We start from the raw sequence: 19,835 nt of genomic DNA on the forward strand, positions 1-19,835 counted from the left end.
CCGATCAAAGATCGTGACAAAATCGGAAAGTACACTGGGTGATTAACGGTTCAACAGAATCATCTTCTTGGTATCGGTGAAGTCAGCGGTTTCGAGGGTGTAATACAACACGCCGCTGGCTCTCAAATCAGCTTGCTTCAGAATGACCTTGTTTTCACCTTTGACATAATTGCTCTCCGTGCGGTAAACCAAACTTCCTTTGGTATCGCGGATGGTCAAAGTGCCCTTGGCGGCCTTTGGCAGATAGAACCCGATGAGGGTTTCATCCTGGAAGGGGTTAGGTGTATTCTGGCGCAGTACAGCAAGGTCTTGAGTGACATCGGCACCGAAGCTGAGCTTGATACCGATGGACTCATTTTGCTTATCGTAGGCTTCGGCAGGAGTAAGGCGACTGCTGATGTTCAGCACCTCGCTCAATTTCACCCCCGTTTTGGCTTTCAATTTCAAGGTAAACAGCACCTCATTGCCAGCGGCATTGAGGCCACTGCTGAGGTTCCAGCTAGTGGTGATCATTCCCTTGTCCTTGAAGATTCCAAAGTTATCAGCCTTGGCTACTCCATATTCAATGCCTTCCAGCTCAACGGCATTCAGGTCGTAGTTCAGTGTGAACTGGTAACCCTGAATGTTTTGCAAGTCTTTGGCACGGATGGCAATGTTGTATTGATTGTTGGCCTTCATGGCTACTTCTTCCGCGTTCAACAGCATCGTGCGGTCGGTACGGATTTCGGTAGCAGCTAGTCCAGAGGTGGTTGCTGCATTGCCATTGACATCGCCCATTTTGACAGCGATGAAGTCGGCTTTGACATTACCAACCAGGTCGTTGACGTTGACTACCTCTGGATACTCAGCCGTGAATGGGTTTTGAGCATCCGGGAACTTGTAAGTCGCATCAATGAATTTCCAGCTTGGTACATTGTTGAACTTGGTATCGATGTTCAGAATCAACTTGCGAATCTGGATCATGTCCAGGGTACTGATCGACTTGGAGTTGTTGACGTCAGCGGCAATCATGCGGTATGCGCCTTCCAGCGGCTTGACCCCAAGGATGTGCTTTTGAATCAAAACAAGGTCGAAGGTAGATACCCCGTTGAGGTGATCCTTATCCAATTGAGCACTTACACTGAAGTCACTTCCTTTTACCAGCGAATTGAAGGTGAAGGTACCTACTGCAGGCGTATTGTACTTCATGGTTGCGGCACCACTCAGGTCTACTTGTACACCCAAGACTGGTTCAGCTTCGTCGGTGGTGATCAAACCAGAGATGCTACCCAGGTCTACATTGCCCGAACCTCCGCAAACTTTACGGTTGTCCTGTACTTCTATGTAGGTTACACAGAAGTCGTGGTTGCCCGCATTGTCCCAGGCATGCAATTCAACCAGGATGTTTTTGCCAGCGTCAGCACAAGTGAGCGGCAAGCTGGTCTGAGCCTCAACCACTGGGCTACCCACCCGGTTGATGGAGTACTTGGTGACCAGTTTAGCACCCGCTGCATTGGTTTCAGTACCCTGACCGTTGCAATCGTAGATTTTGGAAGCTACGAAGTCGGAAGCCCACACGGTCATCATACCAGCACCAGCGCCATCCGGCATCAGTTCTGTACTCAAGCCATTGATACAAATTGGAGCCGGAGCCTTACAGTCTTCGACCGTAAATGGAATCCGAGTGGCATCACTGAGGTTACCACACTCATCGCGGACTACTATGATGAGGTCATGTTTGCCTTGAGGCAAGTTGCTGACGTTGATCTCGAACTGGCCGTTGCCCAATGCTTTAGTGCTCCAGCGAGGAGTACCGAATAGAATCATGCTACCTGTATTCAGGGTCTGGAATGGAGCAATCATCAAGTATTGGGTTTCGAGGGTCACTTCGTTGCTGCAGTTGTCCTTACCTGTAACGATCATTTTGATGTTGGCCAGGCAATCGCCACCTTCGCGGATGCAGAACTTGGCTGGATCACCGGTCACCACTGGTTTCACTTCGTCGTATACCTTAATGATCTGGGTATACATGAAGGAGTGGTAGAACTCACCCACGGGCAAACCATAAGGATTGTCGCGGAAAGCATCTTCACAGAATGGTGGAACAAAAGCTTCATCGTTTCCAGAAAGTACTTTGCCATCGCTAAGGGTATTGACTGGCGTTTCATTGACCGTTTCGTCCAAAGACAAGTAGAATTCTTCGCGTTGGTTTTTGTCTTTGTCGCGAACCAAGACATAGATTGGCGTTTTGCCGTATTCATTGTAAGCGCGATCCACCACATAAACGCTGCCTTCCTGCATTGGATCACCACAACGATCATCGTAAGCACACCAGTCGATGACGGTGTAGGTACGGAAGATTTTGTAGCACTCTGTATCCGAAGCATCGTAGCGCTTATCACTAACGTTGACTGCGAGGATGTCACAACCCAACTCTTTAACGAAGGCGGTATCGATCACTGGTACTTTGCAGTCGCGTTGATCTACGTCTTTAGGGAAGCAGATGTTGTATTCGCGAACGGGCAGTACCCGGATGATTTGTCTGCAGCTCAAGCTTTGATCCCCTTTGACCGTCTTTTTGGTGAGGGTCCAAATCCGTTCAATGGTACCCGCTCCACACTTGAGGCGTTTAATAACAGTGTAAGTAGTATCGAAGTCAGCACACAGGTTGCCACTGGTAATGATCACATCACCAAAAATTCTGGCTGACTGTATTTTATCGTCAATGAAAGCGAGGTTTTTATCATCGCAATAAATGGTCTGTTCCCAAGGGGCAGCACATTGTGGCGCAATTTTATCCTCAATTTCGATGTTGTTCCAGCAGTAGTTGCGGTTGCCAGCTTTGTCTCCTCCCCACAATTCAACCATGACCGAACCGCGATCACAACAGAAGAAAGGCACGGAATCCATAAGCGGAGTCATCAACAACTTGGAGTTCGAATCGATGGTGAAATATTCTCCGGGATCGGCCTTGCGGTTGCGGTTGACGTCCACATAATCCTGTTCTGTGGTCAGCGCTGGATTGTAAGCATCAATTTTGCCGTTTCCGTTGGCGTCTACGACCCCTTTGATTCCGATGAAGTTAGGATTGCAGGCATCAGAAATGGGTCGGCGCAGGCGTTTCCATTCTACAGCGCCACAGTTGTCCCAACTGCCTTCGTCCACCTGTTCACCGCTGACAAAACCAAGTCCACCATTGTTGAGGCTGAGTACCAATTTGTCATCACACTTCATCACGGGTGAGATTTGATCGGTAGCGCGGATGGGGTAATAAATGACGGTGTCCTTGTTGCACACATCATAAACCCTGAGGCGGAGGAACCAGTGGCCGAGCATGGGGATGCCTGAAATGGCGTAACCTTTGTCACAATCGCCTTTTACAGTTACACCTGGATCGGTTTTCCATTCATAACTTCCAGTTGGGCGTTTGAATGGATCCAGGATTGGTGCCCGTTGGAGTACTTGCAGATCGAAGCACCAGCTACTTTGTTCCGTTACTTCCAGGTCTTTACGGGTAAAGAAGTAACCACCTTTGCACTCCATTGGTCCCGTAGAGATGATCAGTACATCTCCGGCGTCGTATTGTGGCAGTTTGTCGTCTTCTGGTTTGTCGCGTTCCCCACCAGGGTAGCCACTTCCTTGAACGCCGTCGCGATCATAATCGGGAATAGTAACAATGGGATCGCCATTGTCTCCGACGATCAATTGTTGTTCCCAGGTCAGCATCTTTGCCCCTTCATTCCAGAACAAGCCTGCATAACAAGCTGAGTCTGGATGGGAAACGAGGTGGTAAACCGGATAATTCGCTTGATCACCTTTCATGCCATAACACCAATCCAGAATGGTCCAGCGGCGGATGATTTTTTTGCCACAAGCCCCTACGTTGAACACACTTTCGTCGGTGAAATTTATGGCAAAACCGCAATAATCCCGACCCGTCAAATAAATCCGTTTACCTGCACCATTGAGGTAATAGGGTACCGATTCAGTTAAATTGAATGGTGCCTTGATCAAATCTGCCGGCAATAGGTCTTTGGAAAGACCAGAAAGATTGTTGGGGATATCCACTCTACATTCCGGCAGGACTATTTTTGGTCTGCGGAAGGTGATGATTTGATTGCAGGTGACTTTGTTGTTTTTCTCATCTACAAAGGTGAAGGTACGGGTAATCCGTGCGTAGGCAAAAGCTGCATTGGCAGAGGCATCACAATCGGCCAATACTTCCAGTACGTCCTTGACATTGTCCAACCAGGTTTGACCACAAGAATCGTTACCTACTGCAATACCAGTATAATAAGGATAATTAGGATTGGTCCAGGACTTGGCTACATTCAGCACGCTGTCGATATCGGTACAAACAAAGCTGTAAGTACCTGCTGGAAGGTGATTGATTACTTTGCGATCGGTATTGGGGGCACATTTCACCACTGGAGCAATTTTGTCTTCCAGGATAAAGTCACCCCACAGTTCCACACAACTGTTGGCTACACTGATAACGGTATAGATGAGTTTGCGGTCCAAAAACTTCTTGGCGTCAAATGGCCGGGGATCATCGGAAGTCCAAAGGGTTTCTTTGGTCCATTTATCCTGAATGATCACAGCGTAATAACTGCCTTCGGTGTATTTGTCAAAACCACAAGCTGGGTCAAAGTTGGGAACAAAAATATCCGCATTGATGATGGACTCGCATTGGCTATTCAGGGCAACGCGTACGTCCTTGATGCCACTGTTCCAACGGGTTTTGATCCAACATTCGTCATTTTGAACGGTTTTGTCATTTTCATCTTCGTACTTGTCTCTACCTGTTACGTTTGGTGAGACATAAGGTGGCTGGTAATCTCCTTTCAAACCTCGATCAGCAACCATACCTTCAAAAGCAATCATGTCACTTCCAGGCATCGGATCGTTGAATTCATCGGTAGCATCAAACACCACAATGGATTTGCCAAAACGCGGGTGGAAGAAGCGGAAGTCGGTCAGTGGCCGTTTAGTCCCAGTTTGTTTGTTGAAACCAACCGCACGTGCAGTGACCTGACCTTGCGACATCCAAGGGTATTTCTCAGTTTGAGACGGATCGATTTCAAACTCAACCCGGATGCACACTATCGAATCGCCGCGCAGCAAGAAGTTGGTGTTTTCGGAAGTAGGCACCAACAAACGCAGATCGGTGACCCCATTGTAGTTGGGGTTGGGCACCAATTGTTGTTTTGCACCCAACTGTGACTTTCTGTATTTGCCATATGCTGGCCCTTTGATGTAGGCACTGTCGGCAATGCTCACCTTAGGTTTGGTACCAGTATACAAGGCATTGCCATAAGCAGCTTTCAGATCAAGGAAGGCTTGCAAACTATCGAGCGGTACTTCTTGTGGGTTTTTCACACACAAGTGCATGATCACATTGAAGTTGTTACACAGTTTGCTGGTCGGGAAATAAACCCCTACAATATCTAGGTTGGCCTCAATATTTGGCTCGTCAACCCAACCAAAATCTACCGTTTTATCCCACTGATTATCGGGGAAGAAAGCAGTTGTGAATGGATTGGCATTGTCTTGAGCATCACGTTTGCCATTTTCGAGCGCATCATTTGCCCTTAGCTCAGGGTTTGGATTCCGTTCATTGAAAGCAGGTCCGAGTAGTGGCCGGTCATTTACACAAACTTCAGGTTGGCGGCTGTTGCCATCCAGGATTTTGACAAAAGCACCAGGGCCTCTGCTGGTTCCACTTACCCCTGAAGTTAACCCGTCGCTATCTTGCCCGTCGCTCACTCCGGGGTTATCCTGGAGGGTGACCACGCGGTGTTTCGGCCAGGCATTGACAAAGCTGGCACTATCGGTGGCGAAGTATTTCATGGGCAACACGTAGTAGATACCCGGTATCAAACCGCGGAAGGAATACAATCCGCTGTCAGCTGAGGGAGAAATACCGGATTTCACCAGCGCTCCCGGAGCATAAGTACCCACCGAAGGTGGTGCGATGGTACGGTTGTACAAGATGTCAGTAATTGAACCTAAAGAAGACAAACTGGTTTGGTAACCCACGGTGTCAAATGCACCCGTAGTACCATTCACTCCACCCCAGATGAGTACGAGGTGCAGTGAGTCCACCACATCTTCGTTGGCATCCTGATCGCCAAATACATCGTGGTCAAACCAGGCCAGGTTGCCAATTTTGGCAACTGGAATGGCGTAATCTTCCACTTCCCCTTGTGGGTATGGGTATCTTCCGGTATTGCCTGTCGCGTCCACAAAAGGCTCGTAAGCTTTTATGTATGGCGACACGCTCATGTGGAAGTTGTTGTTGTCCGCACCCAAACCGTTGGGGAATGCATTGGGGAAGCTTGCAGCATAGTTGGTCCAGCCCAGGCGGAAGCGCATGAATACCGTACCCGAGTCAAACACGGCGGTAGTAGGCACCCGGAAGGCCAGGATGGTACTATCCACACCGTTTGCACCCGTTGCGGGCAGGGTTGCGGTGCGGGTATCGGTAATGTCTGCGACGTTGTTGGTGGTCAATGGCGCATTCGCCGAAGTGGATTGATGCGTGAATTCTATTTTTTCCGCAGGAATGTCCATCACGCCGTTGCCGTTCCAGTCGATGAAGGCATCGAGGTAAGCAGTACGGTTGACGTAGCCACCAGCTGAAGTATCCTGCGAAGTGTAGTTGACTTTGATGTAAGCAAATTCACCAGGGAGCAGTGGCGAAAGCAGGCGTACACCTGTTTCATCATCGGCAGTTATACCTTTTTTGAAGGCACCCTGGTCATCGTCATCACCACCCGCTTTGCTGCCAGCATCGGCGTCGGGTTTGCCATTCAGTTCGCCATCTACCCCTTTACCGAGGTACAAACGAGGTTGGATGGCGTGCCGTGGACCAAACTTGTTGTTGAACAAAGCGTTCATCGAATCGCGCAGCGTCAGATAATTGGAACCTGGCAATACGGAAGCAATCGGCAAATCACCATAATCAAACCCAGTGTAACCAAAGTCACGGGTTTCGTCGTATTGGTTGTCTGGGAAGTTGTTCAAGGCATCGGGAGAAGGTGGTCGATTGTTGCCTGCGACCAAACCACCCACATCGTTGCGAGGAGCGTTTTCATCCAAACACAACATCATCGGATTGGTGATGGTGAAGGTGTCGGTCGTGATGCGGTTGTCGATCAGCAGGTCGTCGCCATTGCTATTGTCATCAATACAAGCATCGTCAGATGGATTTGGATTGTTAAACGTAGCGGTCATCCCCGCTGGGTCAGATACGATCAGCTGGTAAACTGGATTCGGAATACCAGAAGGATCAACGTTGCCGATCAAGCCACAGAAGAAGTAGCGGCCATTGGCATCGGTGGTATCATGATACGTAAATTCGTAAGGATCACCCGAGTTCAAAATGCCATCAGCACCTGCGAATTGCAGTTTGATGGGTACATTTTTGATGCCTGGTTCGAGCAGATCCTGGAAGCCATCGTAATCGCGGTCTTCAAATACGGTGTTACCCACTTTAGACAGCGAAATGAAATAATCTTCGACTTCCCCGTAAGGAATCACGCCACCAGGAACCTGTGAATTACGAGCCCCGGGCTGAGGATCAGGGAAGTTGAGGTTGGCTGCTAAAATTCCGTTTGGCCCCAAACGAGGATCATAGCTGATGCGGAAACGAGACAAAATATTGCCATTGTTGTAAGCCACATTAGCAGGAACTTTGAAGGTCAGGGTGATGGAATCCGCAGCCGAAGTCAAGTATTCCATTTCCAACTGCACCGCTTGGGTATTGGGTTCCAGCACCGTTGGTTTGCCATCGAGCAGGCTGAAAATAATGTGTTCGTTCGCATCAATGTTGCCCGCGGCATCGTCAAAGTTGCCGTCACCGTTCCAGTCCATCCAAGCATGCAGGAAGGCATCGGGGCCATCAAAGTTGTTTTTGGCCTTGTATTTGACCGAAATCATGGCATTGTAACCAGCGATCATCGGAGTCAGGAAGCGGATACCATCTTCATCATCCCCACAAGTATTGGCTGCCTCGTGGAATGGCCAGCGACGACCTTGTGAAGGATCGTAGGGGAAGTTGGGATAATTGCTGAAGTTGGCGATAGGATCATCCCCACCTGAATCTGGGCCGGGTTTGAATTCAGCGCCAGCATCCTGGTCAGGTTGTCCCAACCATTCTACATCCTGACAGTTACCCAAACGGAGGTCTGGGGTAACGATATGCTTAGGACCTTCTGGTTTGGTACCATTTTCAGTAGTGATAAAATTGGTATTGGAAGGATCACCAGCTGGAATGTTGGTGGTTTCCGCCAAATCGCCTAAGTCCAGACCAACATAACCAAAGTCGATGCGTTGTTCTACGCGGTTATCGGGAAAAACACCCACTGCATTTGGATCGAGCAGTTGTGGGTTGCCCTGGTCAAGGATTCCTTCTTCATCGGTGCCGATTTGATCAGCTTTGAACTTGATTTGTTGGCTTTTTGACTGACGTCTTTCGCCACTGACATAATCCCACGGATTGTTGAGTGGTTTGCCATCACTGTCAAGGTCTTCTTCGGTTACGTTTTTGATGTGGTCAAAACGAGTTGGCGTCAAACCAAAAGTATCAAGCGCAATGATTTGATAAATCCCTTCAATCATCCCAGTGAAACCATAAACCCCATTTGCATCGGTGTAGGTTTGTAGCACATAGTCCTGAATGAGGTCACTTCCACCATTGACCGCCAAGGTGTTGGGGTTGGTATTCGTATTTTGATTAACCGAGTCACATACTCCAGTGAAAGGAACAATACCTCCAAAACGAAGGATCACCCGTACATTCTGGATGCCGAGATTGATTTCGGAAGCATCCTGCAGGCCATTGTTGTTGCGGTCTTCCCAGACCAAATTGCCCAGTTTGAACACTGGAATGACGTAATCTTCCACTTCACCATCCAGTGCTAAACCGTTGGGTGAAGGTGCTGCATTAAAGATGGCATCACTAGTCAAACGGAAGCGGAAGAAAACTTTACCTTCATCAAAAGTGGCATTGGCTGGTACGTTGAAGGTGACGACCTGAGCAATCGCTGCTGCATTAGCCGGTAGGGTGGTAGTGGTCACTGGATCAAGGGTGCCATCGTTGTTCCAGTCCGCATAAATGTGCAGGATCGCGCCACTGGCCGAAGCATTGCTGGCGGTAAAGGCGATTTTTGCCGGATTACCAGGTGCCAATGGAGTAAGGAATACAATGCCGTCTTCGTCATCGGGTAAACGATTGAGGTCGTCGCCATCGCCTTTGGCCGAAGGTTGCCCGTCGGGTTCGGTATCCACAACAGTACCCAAAATGACCAGCGGGTGCACAGGTACCGCATGGCGGGCACCATTGCGGGCGCGTAAAGTTTGGAAGTCATTTGGTCCAATTCCTACCGTAGCATCTGGCAAATCGCCAAATTCTTCGGTTTGTAACTCCACCATAAAATCTTCCACTTCCCCATCGGGTGCTTGACCGTAGGCATCCAGGATTTCACCGGAAGTGAGGCGAATGCGCACCCCAATGGAATCAGAAATGCCAATATTTGGAATGATGTAATCAAAATCAATGTTGCCAGTGAAAGCCGCAGGTACCGTTTTAAAGCTTGTTTCTTTTGGCCCAGTGAAAATCCCATCCCCGTTCCAGTCGATGAAAGCCCATAGGGTAGCTGTTTTTGCAGGGAAATTATTCACTACAGGCACACGCAGACGAATCGGTTCTCCAGCGATAAGTGGATAAGGAGCAAGTGTAGTGGGATCAATGAAGTTAGCAATCGTTAAATCTTCATCGTTGAATCCATTGAAATCGTCACCCGAAGCAGCTTGATTGGGCTGACCTTCGTTTTCAGCATCCGGGGCTGTAGCGCCGATGTAGAGCGAAGTAACGGGCGGGTTGCTGCCATCGCCATCCAGGTCAATCGCATAGATTTTGTGGCTTGGGCCAGGCTGTCCGCCTTCATTATCGGTAATGTAGCGTGGTTCTACCAAATCCCCCCAATCATAACCCACTATGTTGACATACAGGTCTTCTACTTCTCCATAAATATCGGTAAGCAAGCCTTGCGCGGGCCCGGTTGACAGTTGCACCGACACACTTTCATTACTCAATCGGAAGCGGGAAGCTACGCGGTTCGGCAGTGGGTTTGGTTCAGTAGGAACGTTGAACAATACTTCATAATAACCACTAAAACCAGGAGGAATGGTATCAGGACCAGATTTTTGATTTTGGTAACCATCTTCAAAAGACCCATCGTTGTTCCAGTCCACAAAACCCATCAAATAGGCATCGCTGCTGGTTTTGTTGGTCACAAAAACCTGGAAACGCGCAGGTTTGCCCCGTACAATGGAGTCAGGAGGAACCACCCCGTCTTCATCATCGATGCCGTTGATGTCGTCACCAAAAGCATTGAATTGAGGTTGGCCATCTCCTTCTGCATCAATGGTATTGCCAATGCGCAGGTTTTGATCGATCAGGTGGCGTGGGCCACGAGTCCCATTGAGGGCAAAGATGGTTTCGTAATTCCCGGTTCCGGTGCCTGGCGCTACATCGGGCAAGTCGGCATAATCAAAGCCAAATACCGTAACGAAGAAATCTTCTACTTCCCCGTCGGGCGCTGGCCCATTGGCGTCAACTACAGTTCCGGTAGTTAAACGTATCCGCACTCCAACCCGCAGGGCATTATCCAGCGCAGGAATGGGAATATTGTTGAACACCAAAGTACTACCCACTGCAGGTGGCGCAGGCAATTCAACCCTTTCCTGAAGATCAATAAAATCTCCATCGCCATTCCAGTCCAGTAACACAATCATATTGGCATTGCGGGCCAAACGGTTGGTATAAGGAATGGTCAGGGTGATGGTATTGCCCGCAATCAAGCGGTCACCAGTAGCGGGATTGGTGAAATTGGTTTGACCCAAATCTTCATCGTCGATGTAATTGTTGTCATCGCCACTGGCATTGGCATCAGGCTGTGCATCCTTTTCGGCATCCGGTGAGGTTGCCCCAATGAACAGGGTATTTTGATAATTGGCCGTAGTCGAACTAGGATCAATGTCAATTGCACCAATGCGGTGGCTTGGCCCAGGTGTTCCACCAATGGCGTCGGTATTGAACAATGGTTCGGGTAAATCTGCCCAGTCGTATACCAGCACTGGTTTAATGTAGTCTTCAATTTCCCCATCCTGAGCCAACCCAAAGGTTCCTGGATTGGCCTGGGTGCTGAGGCGAAAGCGGAAGAAAGCCACATCGCCACCATATTGTGCATTCAGCGGCAGTGGGAAAGTCAACTGGCGGCTTACAGTCCCCGCATTCGCAGCGATTACTGCATCAGCAGGCACTGTAAAGGTGATGGGCAACAATGAATTGACTCCATCATTATTGAAGTCTGCGTACAAATATAAAGTGGCAGGGCTCGCACTAATGTTGGTAGCGGTAAACTGAACCGTAACGGGCTGACCAGGAACCAATGGTGAAGTGATGAAAGTAATTCCATCTTCATCATTGATATTAATGTTGTTCAGATCATCCCCGGTGGCCAAAGCAGAAGGCACCCCATCGGCTTCGGTATCAGTGGCATTGCCCAGGTACACCAGGCGGTTAACAGGGACGGCATGGCGTGCACCATCATCCGCTCTTCTGGTTTGGTAGTTGTTTACACCCAAACCAGCCGTAGGATCGGGTAAGTCGCCAAAATCTTCGGATTGGAGCTCCATCATGAAGTCTTCCACTTCCCCATCTGGGGCCTGACCATAAGCATCGATAATGTTTCCAGTAGTGAGGCGAACCCGCACCCCGATAGAATCAGGCTTGGCAATATTAGGAACGGTATAGCTAAAGTCAACATTGCCGCTGAAGGCAGCCGCCACCGTTTTTGAAGTTGTTTCTTGTGGCCCAGTAAAAATGCCATCGCCATTCCAGTCGATGAATACCCACAAAGTAGCTGCTTTGCTGGGGTTGTTGTTGTCTACCGGCACTCGGAATAAAATGGGCTCGGATGCAATCAGTGGATACGGAGTAAGTAGAGAAGGGTGAATGAAGTTGGTTTTACTCAAATCTTCATCATCCAAATAAGTATTGTCATCTCCCGTAGAAGCTTGGTTGGGTTGTCCTTCCACTTCAGCATCAGGTGAAGTAGTGCCAATGTACAAGGAGTTTTGGTAATTGATTCCACTAGTTGGGTCGGTATCGATGGCATTGATCCGGTGGCTGGGGCCAACAATCCCGCCCTTGGCATCGGTAATGTAACGGGGTTCAGCTAAATCTGCCCAATCGTATACCAATACAGGCCGCTGGTAGTCTTCTACTTCACCGTCGCTGGCCAGTCCAAAAGTACCTGGATTGACTTGAGTCGTGAAGCGGAAGCGGAAGAAGGCCTGGTCCCCGCCGTATTGTGCATTTAAAGGGAAGGGGAAAGTCAATTGGCGGGTAACAGTGCCCCCATTGGCAGCAATGACCGCATCAGCGGGTACCGTAAAGGTGATGGGCAGCAATGAATTGACCCCATCATTGTTGAAGTCTGCATACAAATATAAGGTAGCTGGACTGGCACTGTTATTGGTAGCCGTAAATTGAATGGTAACTGGCTGACCAGGAATCAACGGGGAAGTAAGGAAAGTAATGCCATCTTCATCATTGAGATTGGGGTTGTTTTGGTCATCGCCGACGGCTAGACTGGAAGGTACTCCATCGGATTCAGTGTCGGTGGCGTTACCCAGGTACACCAATTTATTCACTGGAACAGCGTGTCGGGCGCCGTCATCGGCTCGGCGAGTCTGGAAGTTATTGACGCCTAATCCAGCAGTTGGATCGGGCAAATCACCAAAATCTTCAGCCTTCAGTTCCACCATAAAGTCTTCCACCTCACCATCAGGTGCCTGGCCGTAAGCGTCCAAGATTTGCCCAGTGGTCAAACGAACTCGTACTCCAATCGAATCTGGGTTAACAATATTGGGAATGGTGTAATCAAAATCTACATTGCCAGTAAAGGCTCCGGCAACCGATTTGAAACTGGTTTCTTGTGGCCCGGTAAAACTGCCATCACCATTCCAGTCAATAAATACCCACAAAGTTGCTGCTTTGCTGGGGAAATTATTGACCACAGGAACACGCAAACGAATGGGCTCGGAAGTAACCAGCGGAGCAGGGGCAAGGGTGATGGGGGAGATAAAATTAGCTACGGTCAAATCCTCATCATTCACCCCATTGTTGTCATCTCCAGAGGCAGCTTGGTTGGCCTGGCCTTCTTGTTCTGCATCGGGCGCAGTAGCTCCGATGTAGAGGGAGGTCAAAGCCAGCGTTGCTGGGTTGTTATCATGGTCAATGGCATAAATCTTGTGGCTAGGACCAGGTTGGCCACCTTCATTGTCGGTGATGTAACGTGGTTCAGTCAAGTCACCCCAGTCGTAGCCTACAATGTTTACGTAAGTATCTTCTACTTCCCCGTAAATATCGGTAGCCAGGCCTTGGGCAGGCCCGGTAGAGAAGGTGACGGCGGTATTTTCATTGCTCAAACGGAAACGCGCTGCTACTCGCTCAGGCAATGGATTGGGCACATTGGGTACACTGAAGATTACGTCATAGTAACCACTGGTTCCGGGAGCAATGGTGATTGGCCCGGATTTTTGGTTAGGAGACGCATCTTCAAAACTGCCGTCGTCGTTCCAATCCACAAAACCCACCAAGTAAGCATTGGCAGCAGTATTGTTGGTGACAAAAACTTTGAAGCGGGCGGGTTTACCTCTTACCACTGAGTCTGGTTGAATCACTCCGTCTTCATCATCAATACCATTGATGTCGTCACCTACCGCATTGATTTGGGCTTGTCCGTCGCCTTCGGCATCAATGGTATTGCCAATTTTCAACCTTTGATCTACCAAATGGCGTGGGCCACGGGTACCATTGAGGGCAAAAATAGTTTCATAGTTTCCAGTAGCTACGCCTGCGGCTGCATCCGGTAAATCACCATAATCGTACCCGTACACGGTAACAAAGAAGTCTTCGACTTCCCCATCTGGTGCTGGGCCAAAGGCGTCAAAAACTGCACCCGTAGTCAAACGTACCCGCACCCCAACATTGGAGGCATTGTTCAATGCAGCAATTGGAATATTGGGAATGACCATTGTTCCCCCAATGGTATTAGCTGGAACAAGGGTATCAATTCTTTCTTGAGCGTCCACAAAATCACCGTCACCATTCCAATCCAAAAACACAATCAGGTTGGCGGGAGTAGGGTAGCGGTTGGTGTAAGGAATGGTCAGGGTAATGGTATTGCCTGCAATCAGTCGATTGCCGGTAGCAGGATTGGTAAAATTGCTTGGTGACAAATCTTCGTCATCCGGGGAGAGCGCATTGTCATCACCGGAAGCTGTGGCATCAGCCTGCCCACTGATTTCCGCATCGGGAGTAGTGGCACCAATCGACAAAGCGTTTTGGTAATTGACACCCCCCGCACTTGGATCAATGTCGATGGCTCTGATGCGGTGGCTTGGTCCTACGGTTCCGCCGGAGTCATCAGTAGTATACAATGGTTCGGGTAAATCGCCCCAATCATACACCAATAAATCGTCACTGCTGATGTAATCTTCCACTTCACCATCCAGGGCGAGGCCATTGGCAGTAGGGTTGGCGCCAGTATTGAACCGGAAACGGAAAATTACTTTATCGCCACCATAAGCTGCATTCAGGGGCAGGGTGAACGTCAAATTTCGGGTAACTGTTCCCGCATTTGCTGCTACTACGGCATTGGCCGGAACCGTGAAAGCTACCGGAAGTAAGGAGTTGATTCCATCATTGTTGAAATCTGCGTACAAATATAAGGTAGCTTGATTGGCACTGTTGTTGGTACCCGTGAATTGGATGGTAGCAGGTTGCCCGGGAGTCAAAGGGGAAGTCAGGAAAACAATCCCGTCTTCATCATCTACATTGATGTTGTTTTTGTCATCCCCGTCGGCAAGGGAAGAGGGTTCACCATCTGCTTCCGTATCGATGCTACTGCCTAAATACACCAAAGGGGTCACCGACTGAGCATGTCGGGCGCCGTTGTCCTGCAACCTGGTTTGGTAGTTATCGATTCCTAAACCAGCGGAAGGGTCGGGCAAATCGCCAAAATCCAGGGCTTTAACTTCTACCACAAAATCTTCCACTTCCCCATCTGGTGCAGGGCCATAAGCGTCAAAGATTGCTGCTGAAGTCAGGCGCACCCGTACCCCGATGGAATCGGACTGGGAATTGGTAGGTATGTTGAAGTTAAAAACTTCGTTAAAGTTAGCACTGGCAGCTACGGTTCTGCTGAAACGTTCGCCAGTATTTTGGAAAACGCCATCGCCATTCCAATCAATAAATACGACCAGGTTAGCTGTAGTAGGCAGGTTATTTCTACCGGGTACTGTGAAAGCAATCGACTGACCTGCAATCAATACATTATTGGTGCTTGCATTGGTGAAATTGGTGATTGCAAGGCTTTCGTCATCCTGATCCGTATTGTCATCGCGGTTGGCCAAATTTGAAGGGAGGCCATTGTATTCCGCATCGGGAGGGGTTGTGCCAATGTACAACGAAGGCTGACGGTTGGTAATGCTTGGACTCGGATTGATGTCGATGGAATCGATCCTGTGGCTTGGGCCTACCAGTCCGCCCGAAATGTCGGTGGCATATCTTGGCTCATTCAAGTCCCCAAAATCCCGCAGGTGGTAGGTGACGCGAATGTCATGCTCTTCAGAAGGGGCAAAAACGATCCCGTGAAATTGGTACACTGGAATGTCAAAGTCATTTCCGGACAAGGACAAACCGATTTGGAACAAACCATCCCCTTGCAAGCTGGATTGTACATCCAAGATACCCTGAGGCCCTAAATCTGTCCAGGGGCCAGTGGCGTCTCCTGAAATGGTAAAGTCATTGTATTTTTCATTAAAAATATCGTCAAATGCGGTTTGATTGAAGCCCAGTGGATAAGGACCGTAATTCGCCTTTTTTACCTGGGTAACATCAAATTGAATGTCGCCTGTTGCACTTTGTACCGGAACTTCACAAACCATGTCCCAGGGCCCGGTCAAGGATTTTGGCCGGTATTCCACTTTTTCAATGTAGGCATTGGGTGGAATGGTACCTGCGAGGTCGAATTGAACCCAGCCCCGCATTTCAATTTTATCATTGACGGTATTGTTACCCGTTGGGGTAGCTTTGGGTTGCCGAATGCGGCCAACCGCAATGGCATGCGCCTGATCGTCGAAATGTACACTATTGCCTACACAGGAGGCAGGGTTGGAACTGTACTGGAAATAACCACCCGTATCGCCCCAAACTTCTTCTTCGGTTTGGAGAGCACTTCCTCCAATTGGATCTACCGGAGGCACCAAATCGCTGGGATCAAAAATGATCACGGAATTGAGCGGATTGGATACACATTGGGTTGCACCAGTGGTGGTTACCGAGATGCCATTGTAGGCACCACGGGCCAAGCCCGAAATGGTAATCCGACCCAAGCCATTGCTCATGGTAGTAGTGGCAGAGGCAGGCGTACCCGTAGATGGGCCTGAATAATTGAGTAAATAACTGGTGTTGGCAGCCAAACCCTGAATGGTAATGGATCCATCGCTGCCTCCATCCGAAGTGGTATTGGTGGTTCCTTGCAGCGTTATGGCCGGATTGGGTATGATCGTATAGGGGATTTCAATCGTATCACTTTTGCACAAGGTGACCCGATCCCTTTTGCTAACAAAGAAGCTGCCATTCACTATAGGAATAGCTACGGGCGAATAAGTATCGGTTTGAGTGACCGAGGGATTCGCATTTAAATTGCCATTGGCATCCACAAACCAGACATATTCTTCATCGGTGCCCAATCCGTTGGGTGTCAGGTTGATGATGATATTGGTTCCTGCACATACCGGGTCGGCAGCCCCTACCGGGATGCTGGGCTTGGGCGGATCAAATAATTCGATGCTTAAGGGCACCAACGGAGATGTACAATTGACATCCAAAAGACTGGCCACCTTAATATTGGAATAAACGCCGGCAAAAAGAAAATTTACAGTAATGGAACCATCCGTGGCGGTAGTAATGGTGTCACCACTTTCCGGCGAACCTGCCAATGGGCCATATAGCCCAGTATACGTATAGGTCAATACATATTTAGTGGAGGGAATCAGACCATTGAGCGTAAATTTGCCATCAGAACCTCCGCAGGTGGTGGGGTCAAATTTAGACAAATTGGAAGAGGTCAGGGCCGGAGGAATGTCCGCCAGGCGGGCCATCGAACTGGTTGCGCTACAACCGCCGCTACTCACTACCACCTGATACCGACTTAAGGCATCAGTGGGTAAAATACCATTGATATTGAGCATATTGCCACTGGCCACAATATTTCCACCAGTGGATAAACCCATTGGATTGGCATAATCCGTAATGGATAATCCGCCAACCGTTCCTGCATACAAGGTTGTACCCGAAAACAATACACTGAATACACTGGTACTACCCAAGCCACTGATATAATTGGTAAATGAACTGGAGCCCAGATTGGACACAGACAAACCACCATCAGTAGCGGCATAAATCCGATCAGTGGCCACAAAAACCTCTCTTACTTTAATGCCACCCAGGCCTGCGGTAATGTTGGTAAAAGAGACACCGCCATTGGTAGAATAGGAAACACCCGAATTGGTAGCTGCAAAAATAATTCCATTGTAAACGTATACATCATTGACTTGGTTACTACCCAAGCCATTGGCCGTAGTATAATTTACAAAACTTGTACCCCCATCAACCGAGATGGACAAACCATCACTTGTGGCGACATATACATTGGTGCCTTCGGCAAAAACGTCATTGAGCAAAACGCTACCCAAGCCATCCGCCGTTGTTCTGACCGTACTAAAGGATGCGCCTGTATTGGTAGAAATGGCCAATCCACCCGTAAAGGTGGCCACATAAACCGTTGAACCAACCACGGCAACTCCCCTTAATGAATTTTCTGGCAAGCCGTTTACCGTAGTTGTATTGGCAAAGCTGGTTCCATTGTTGCTGGATATCCCCAGACCTCCATCAGTGGCCGCAAAAATTCGGGTTCCGTCATAAAAAATGTCATTCACCAGGTCATTCACCAAACCGCTATTGGCATTCGTACGGCTGCTGAAAGATGTACCATTGTTGGTCGAAACTGCAACCCCCATTCCCGTGGCCAGATAAAGGTTCGTACCATTTTTGGCGATACCAAAGATGGCATTGGATCCCAAACCATCGGTAGTTGTACGGGTTACAAAGGGAAGGGTACCCACAAAAGCAGGCTGTTTTTGCCAGGCATAAGTGGGCGAAGCTGCACCTGTATTGGCTGTAAAAGTAGCCATGCCATTCAAACACAACAATTGATCCAAAGGATTGGTCAGTGGGCGAAGACCAATAATGGTGTAATTTCCATAAATACAGCCTTCCACTGTGGGTGTACTCGCCACAAGTTTGATGCGGTAGCCAGTACCTCCAGCTTGAGTGTAAGGAATGACGGCCTGGATGTTGCCACTTAAAGCCGAACTTCTCAGGGTGCCAATGGTGGTCGGGGAGGCAAAACTGCCGCTGGCGTCACTCAATAAAATCGAATAAACGTTGCCTGCATTGATGACCTCATCACTGGGATACGAATAAGTTAAGGTAAGCCGTTGCCCTTGGCAAATCGTAGCATTGGCAACAGGCATGGTCATCAACTTACCACTCAAAATGGTGAAAGCGCTAGACTCAGTGCCAATTATGCTTGGATTATTGGCCACTACTCGTACCTGATAACCGGTTCCATAACGGATTTCAGGGATGGTACCACTAATGGAACCATTGGAAGTTGCACTTACAGATCCGATATTGGTCGGTGAACCAAAGTTTCCAAAACGGTCGCTGAGCTGTAAGGTAAAAGTATTGGGGCTAATGAAAGGACAGTTTACGGTATATCCTACGCTAATGTTGTCTCCAGCGCAATATGGATCAGACGGAGTTGGGTTACTCGTAGTAATGGTTCTGGTCAAAATGGTAAAAAACCCAGATGGAGAACCCGTTACACCAGGGCTATTGGCCACTACCCTTACCCGGTAAGCATTACTACCCACAGCGGTTTCGGGAAGTGTACCAGTGACAGATCCACTGGTGGTGGAACTCACTGTCCCAATATTGGTAGGTGAGCCAAAATTACCCGCTGCATCACTGAGCTGTAGTGTAAAGGTATTTGGACTGACAAAATTACAATTGACTGTATAATTTACACTGATTGAAGCACCTGGGCAATATGGCCCAGCAGGGCTCGGGATTCCAGTAGTTATGATACGACTCAGTACCGTGAGGTTATTGCCATTGTCGTCATCACTAGCATTTAGGTGATTGGCTGCAGGGCTGGTCGATACCACTCTAACCCGGTATCCTGAACCCGAAGCCTGGAGATTAGGAATCGTAGCCGTAATGCTGCCCGCAGCGACCGAAGTCACCGACCCAATGACATTAGATGAATTGTTATTATCTGGAAAAAGACCAGATGCATCACTCAATTGAACCCGGAACTCGTTTCCTGCGGAGAAGACTCCCGTGATGGTATAACTTACATTGAGGGTTTGCCCGGGGCATAAATTTGTGGAGGCAATATCGGTAGTTGTTATGGTTTGGCCATTGGCTAGGAATGCCCAAGCCAACATTCCTATTGAAAGGAGCCATATCCGATTAGGGATACGTATAACTTGATTCAATTGGCTAAAAAAAATCAAATAAGATGTGTGCCCCAAAGCACGGGTGCTTAGGTGTAAATATTTTTTCATGAGAATGAAAATTGTAGCGTAAAAGTGTATTTGTATTGAAAAAAACTGAAGCTAGGTTGCTTTACTCATCAAAGTAATTAGGT

General features: G+C 48.7%; 1 protein-coding gene. It reads right to left on the reverse strand.

Going from position 1 to position 19,835, the window contains the following annotated elements; genetic code table 11:
• Positions 1-42: 42 nt before the first annotated feature.
• Positions 43-19,632, reverse strand: coding sequence for a GEVED domain-containing protein (locus tag ACEW9O_RS18910; protein ID WP_373551753.1), 19,590 nt, complete (start codon positions 19,630-19,632; stop codon positions 43-45).
• Between the last annotated feature and the right edge of the window lie 203 nt (positions 19,633-19,835).

Origin of the sequence: Haliscomenobacter sp. (assembly GCF_041740695.1) — a bacterium.
Lineage (GTDB): Bacteria > Bacteroidota > Bacteroidia > Chitinophagales > Saprospiraceae > Haliscomenobacter.

Excerpts from the sequence above, each read along its gene's own strand:
- ACEW9O_RS18910 (WP_373551753.1), bottom strand. The coding sequence starts at position 19,632 with ATGTTGGCTTGGGCATTCCTAGCCAATGGCCAAACCATAACAACTACC.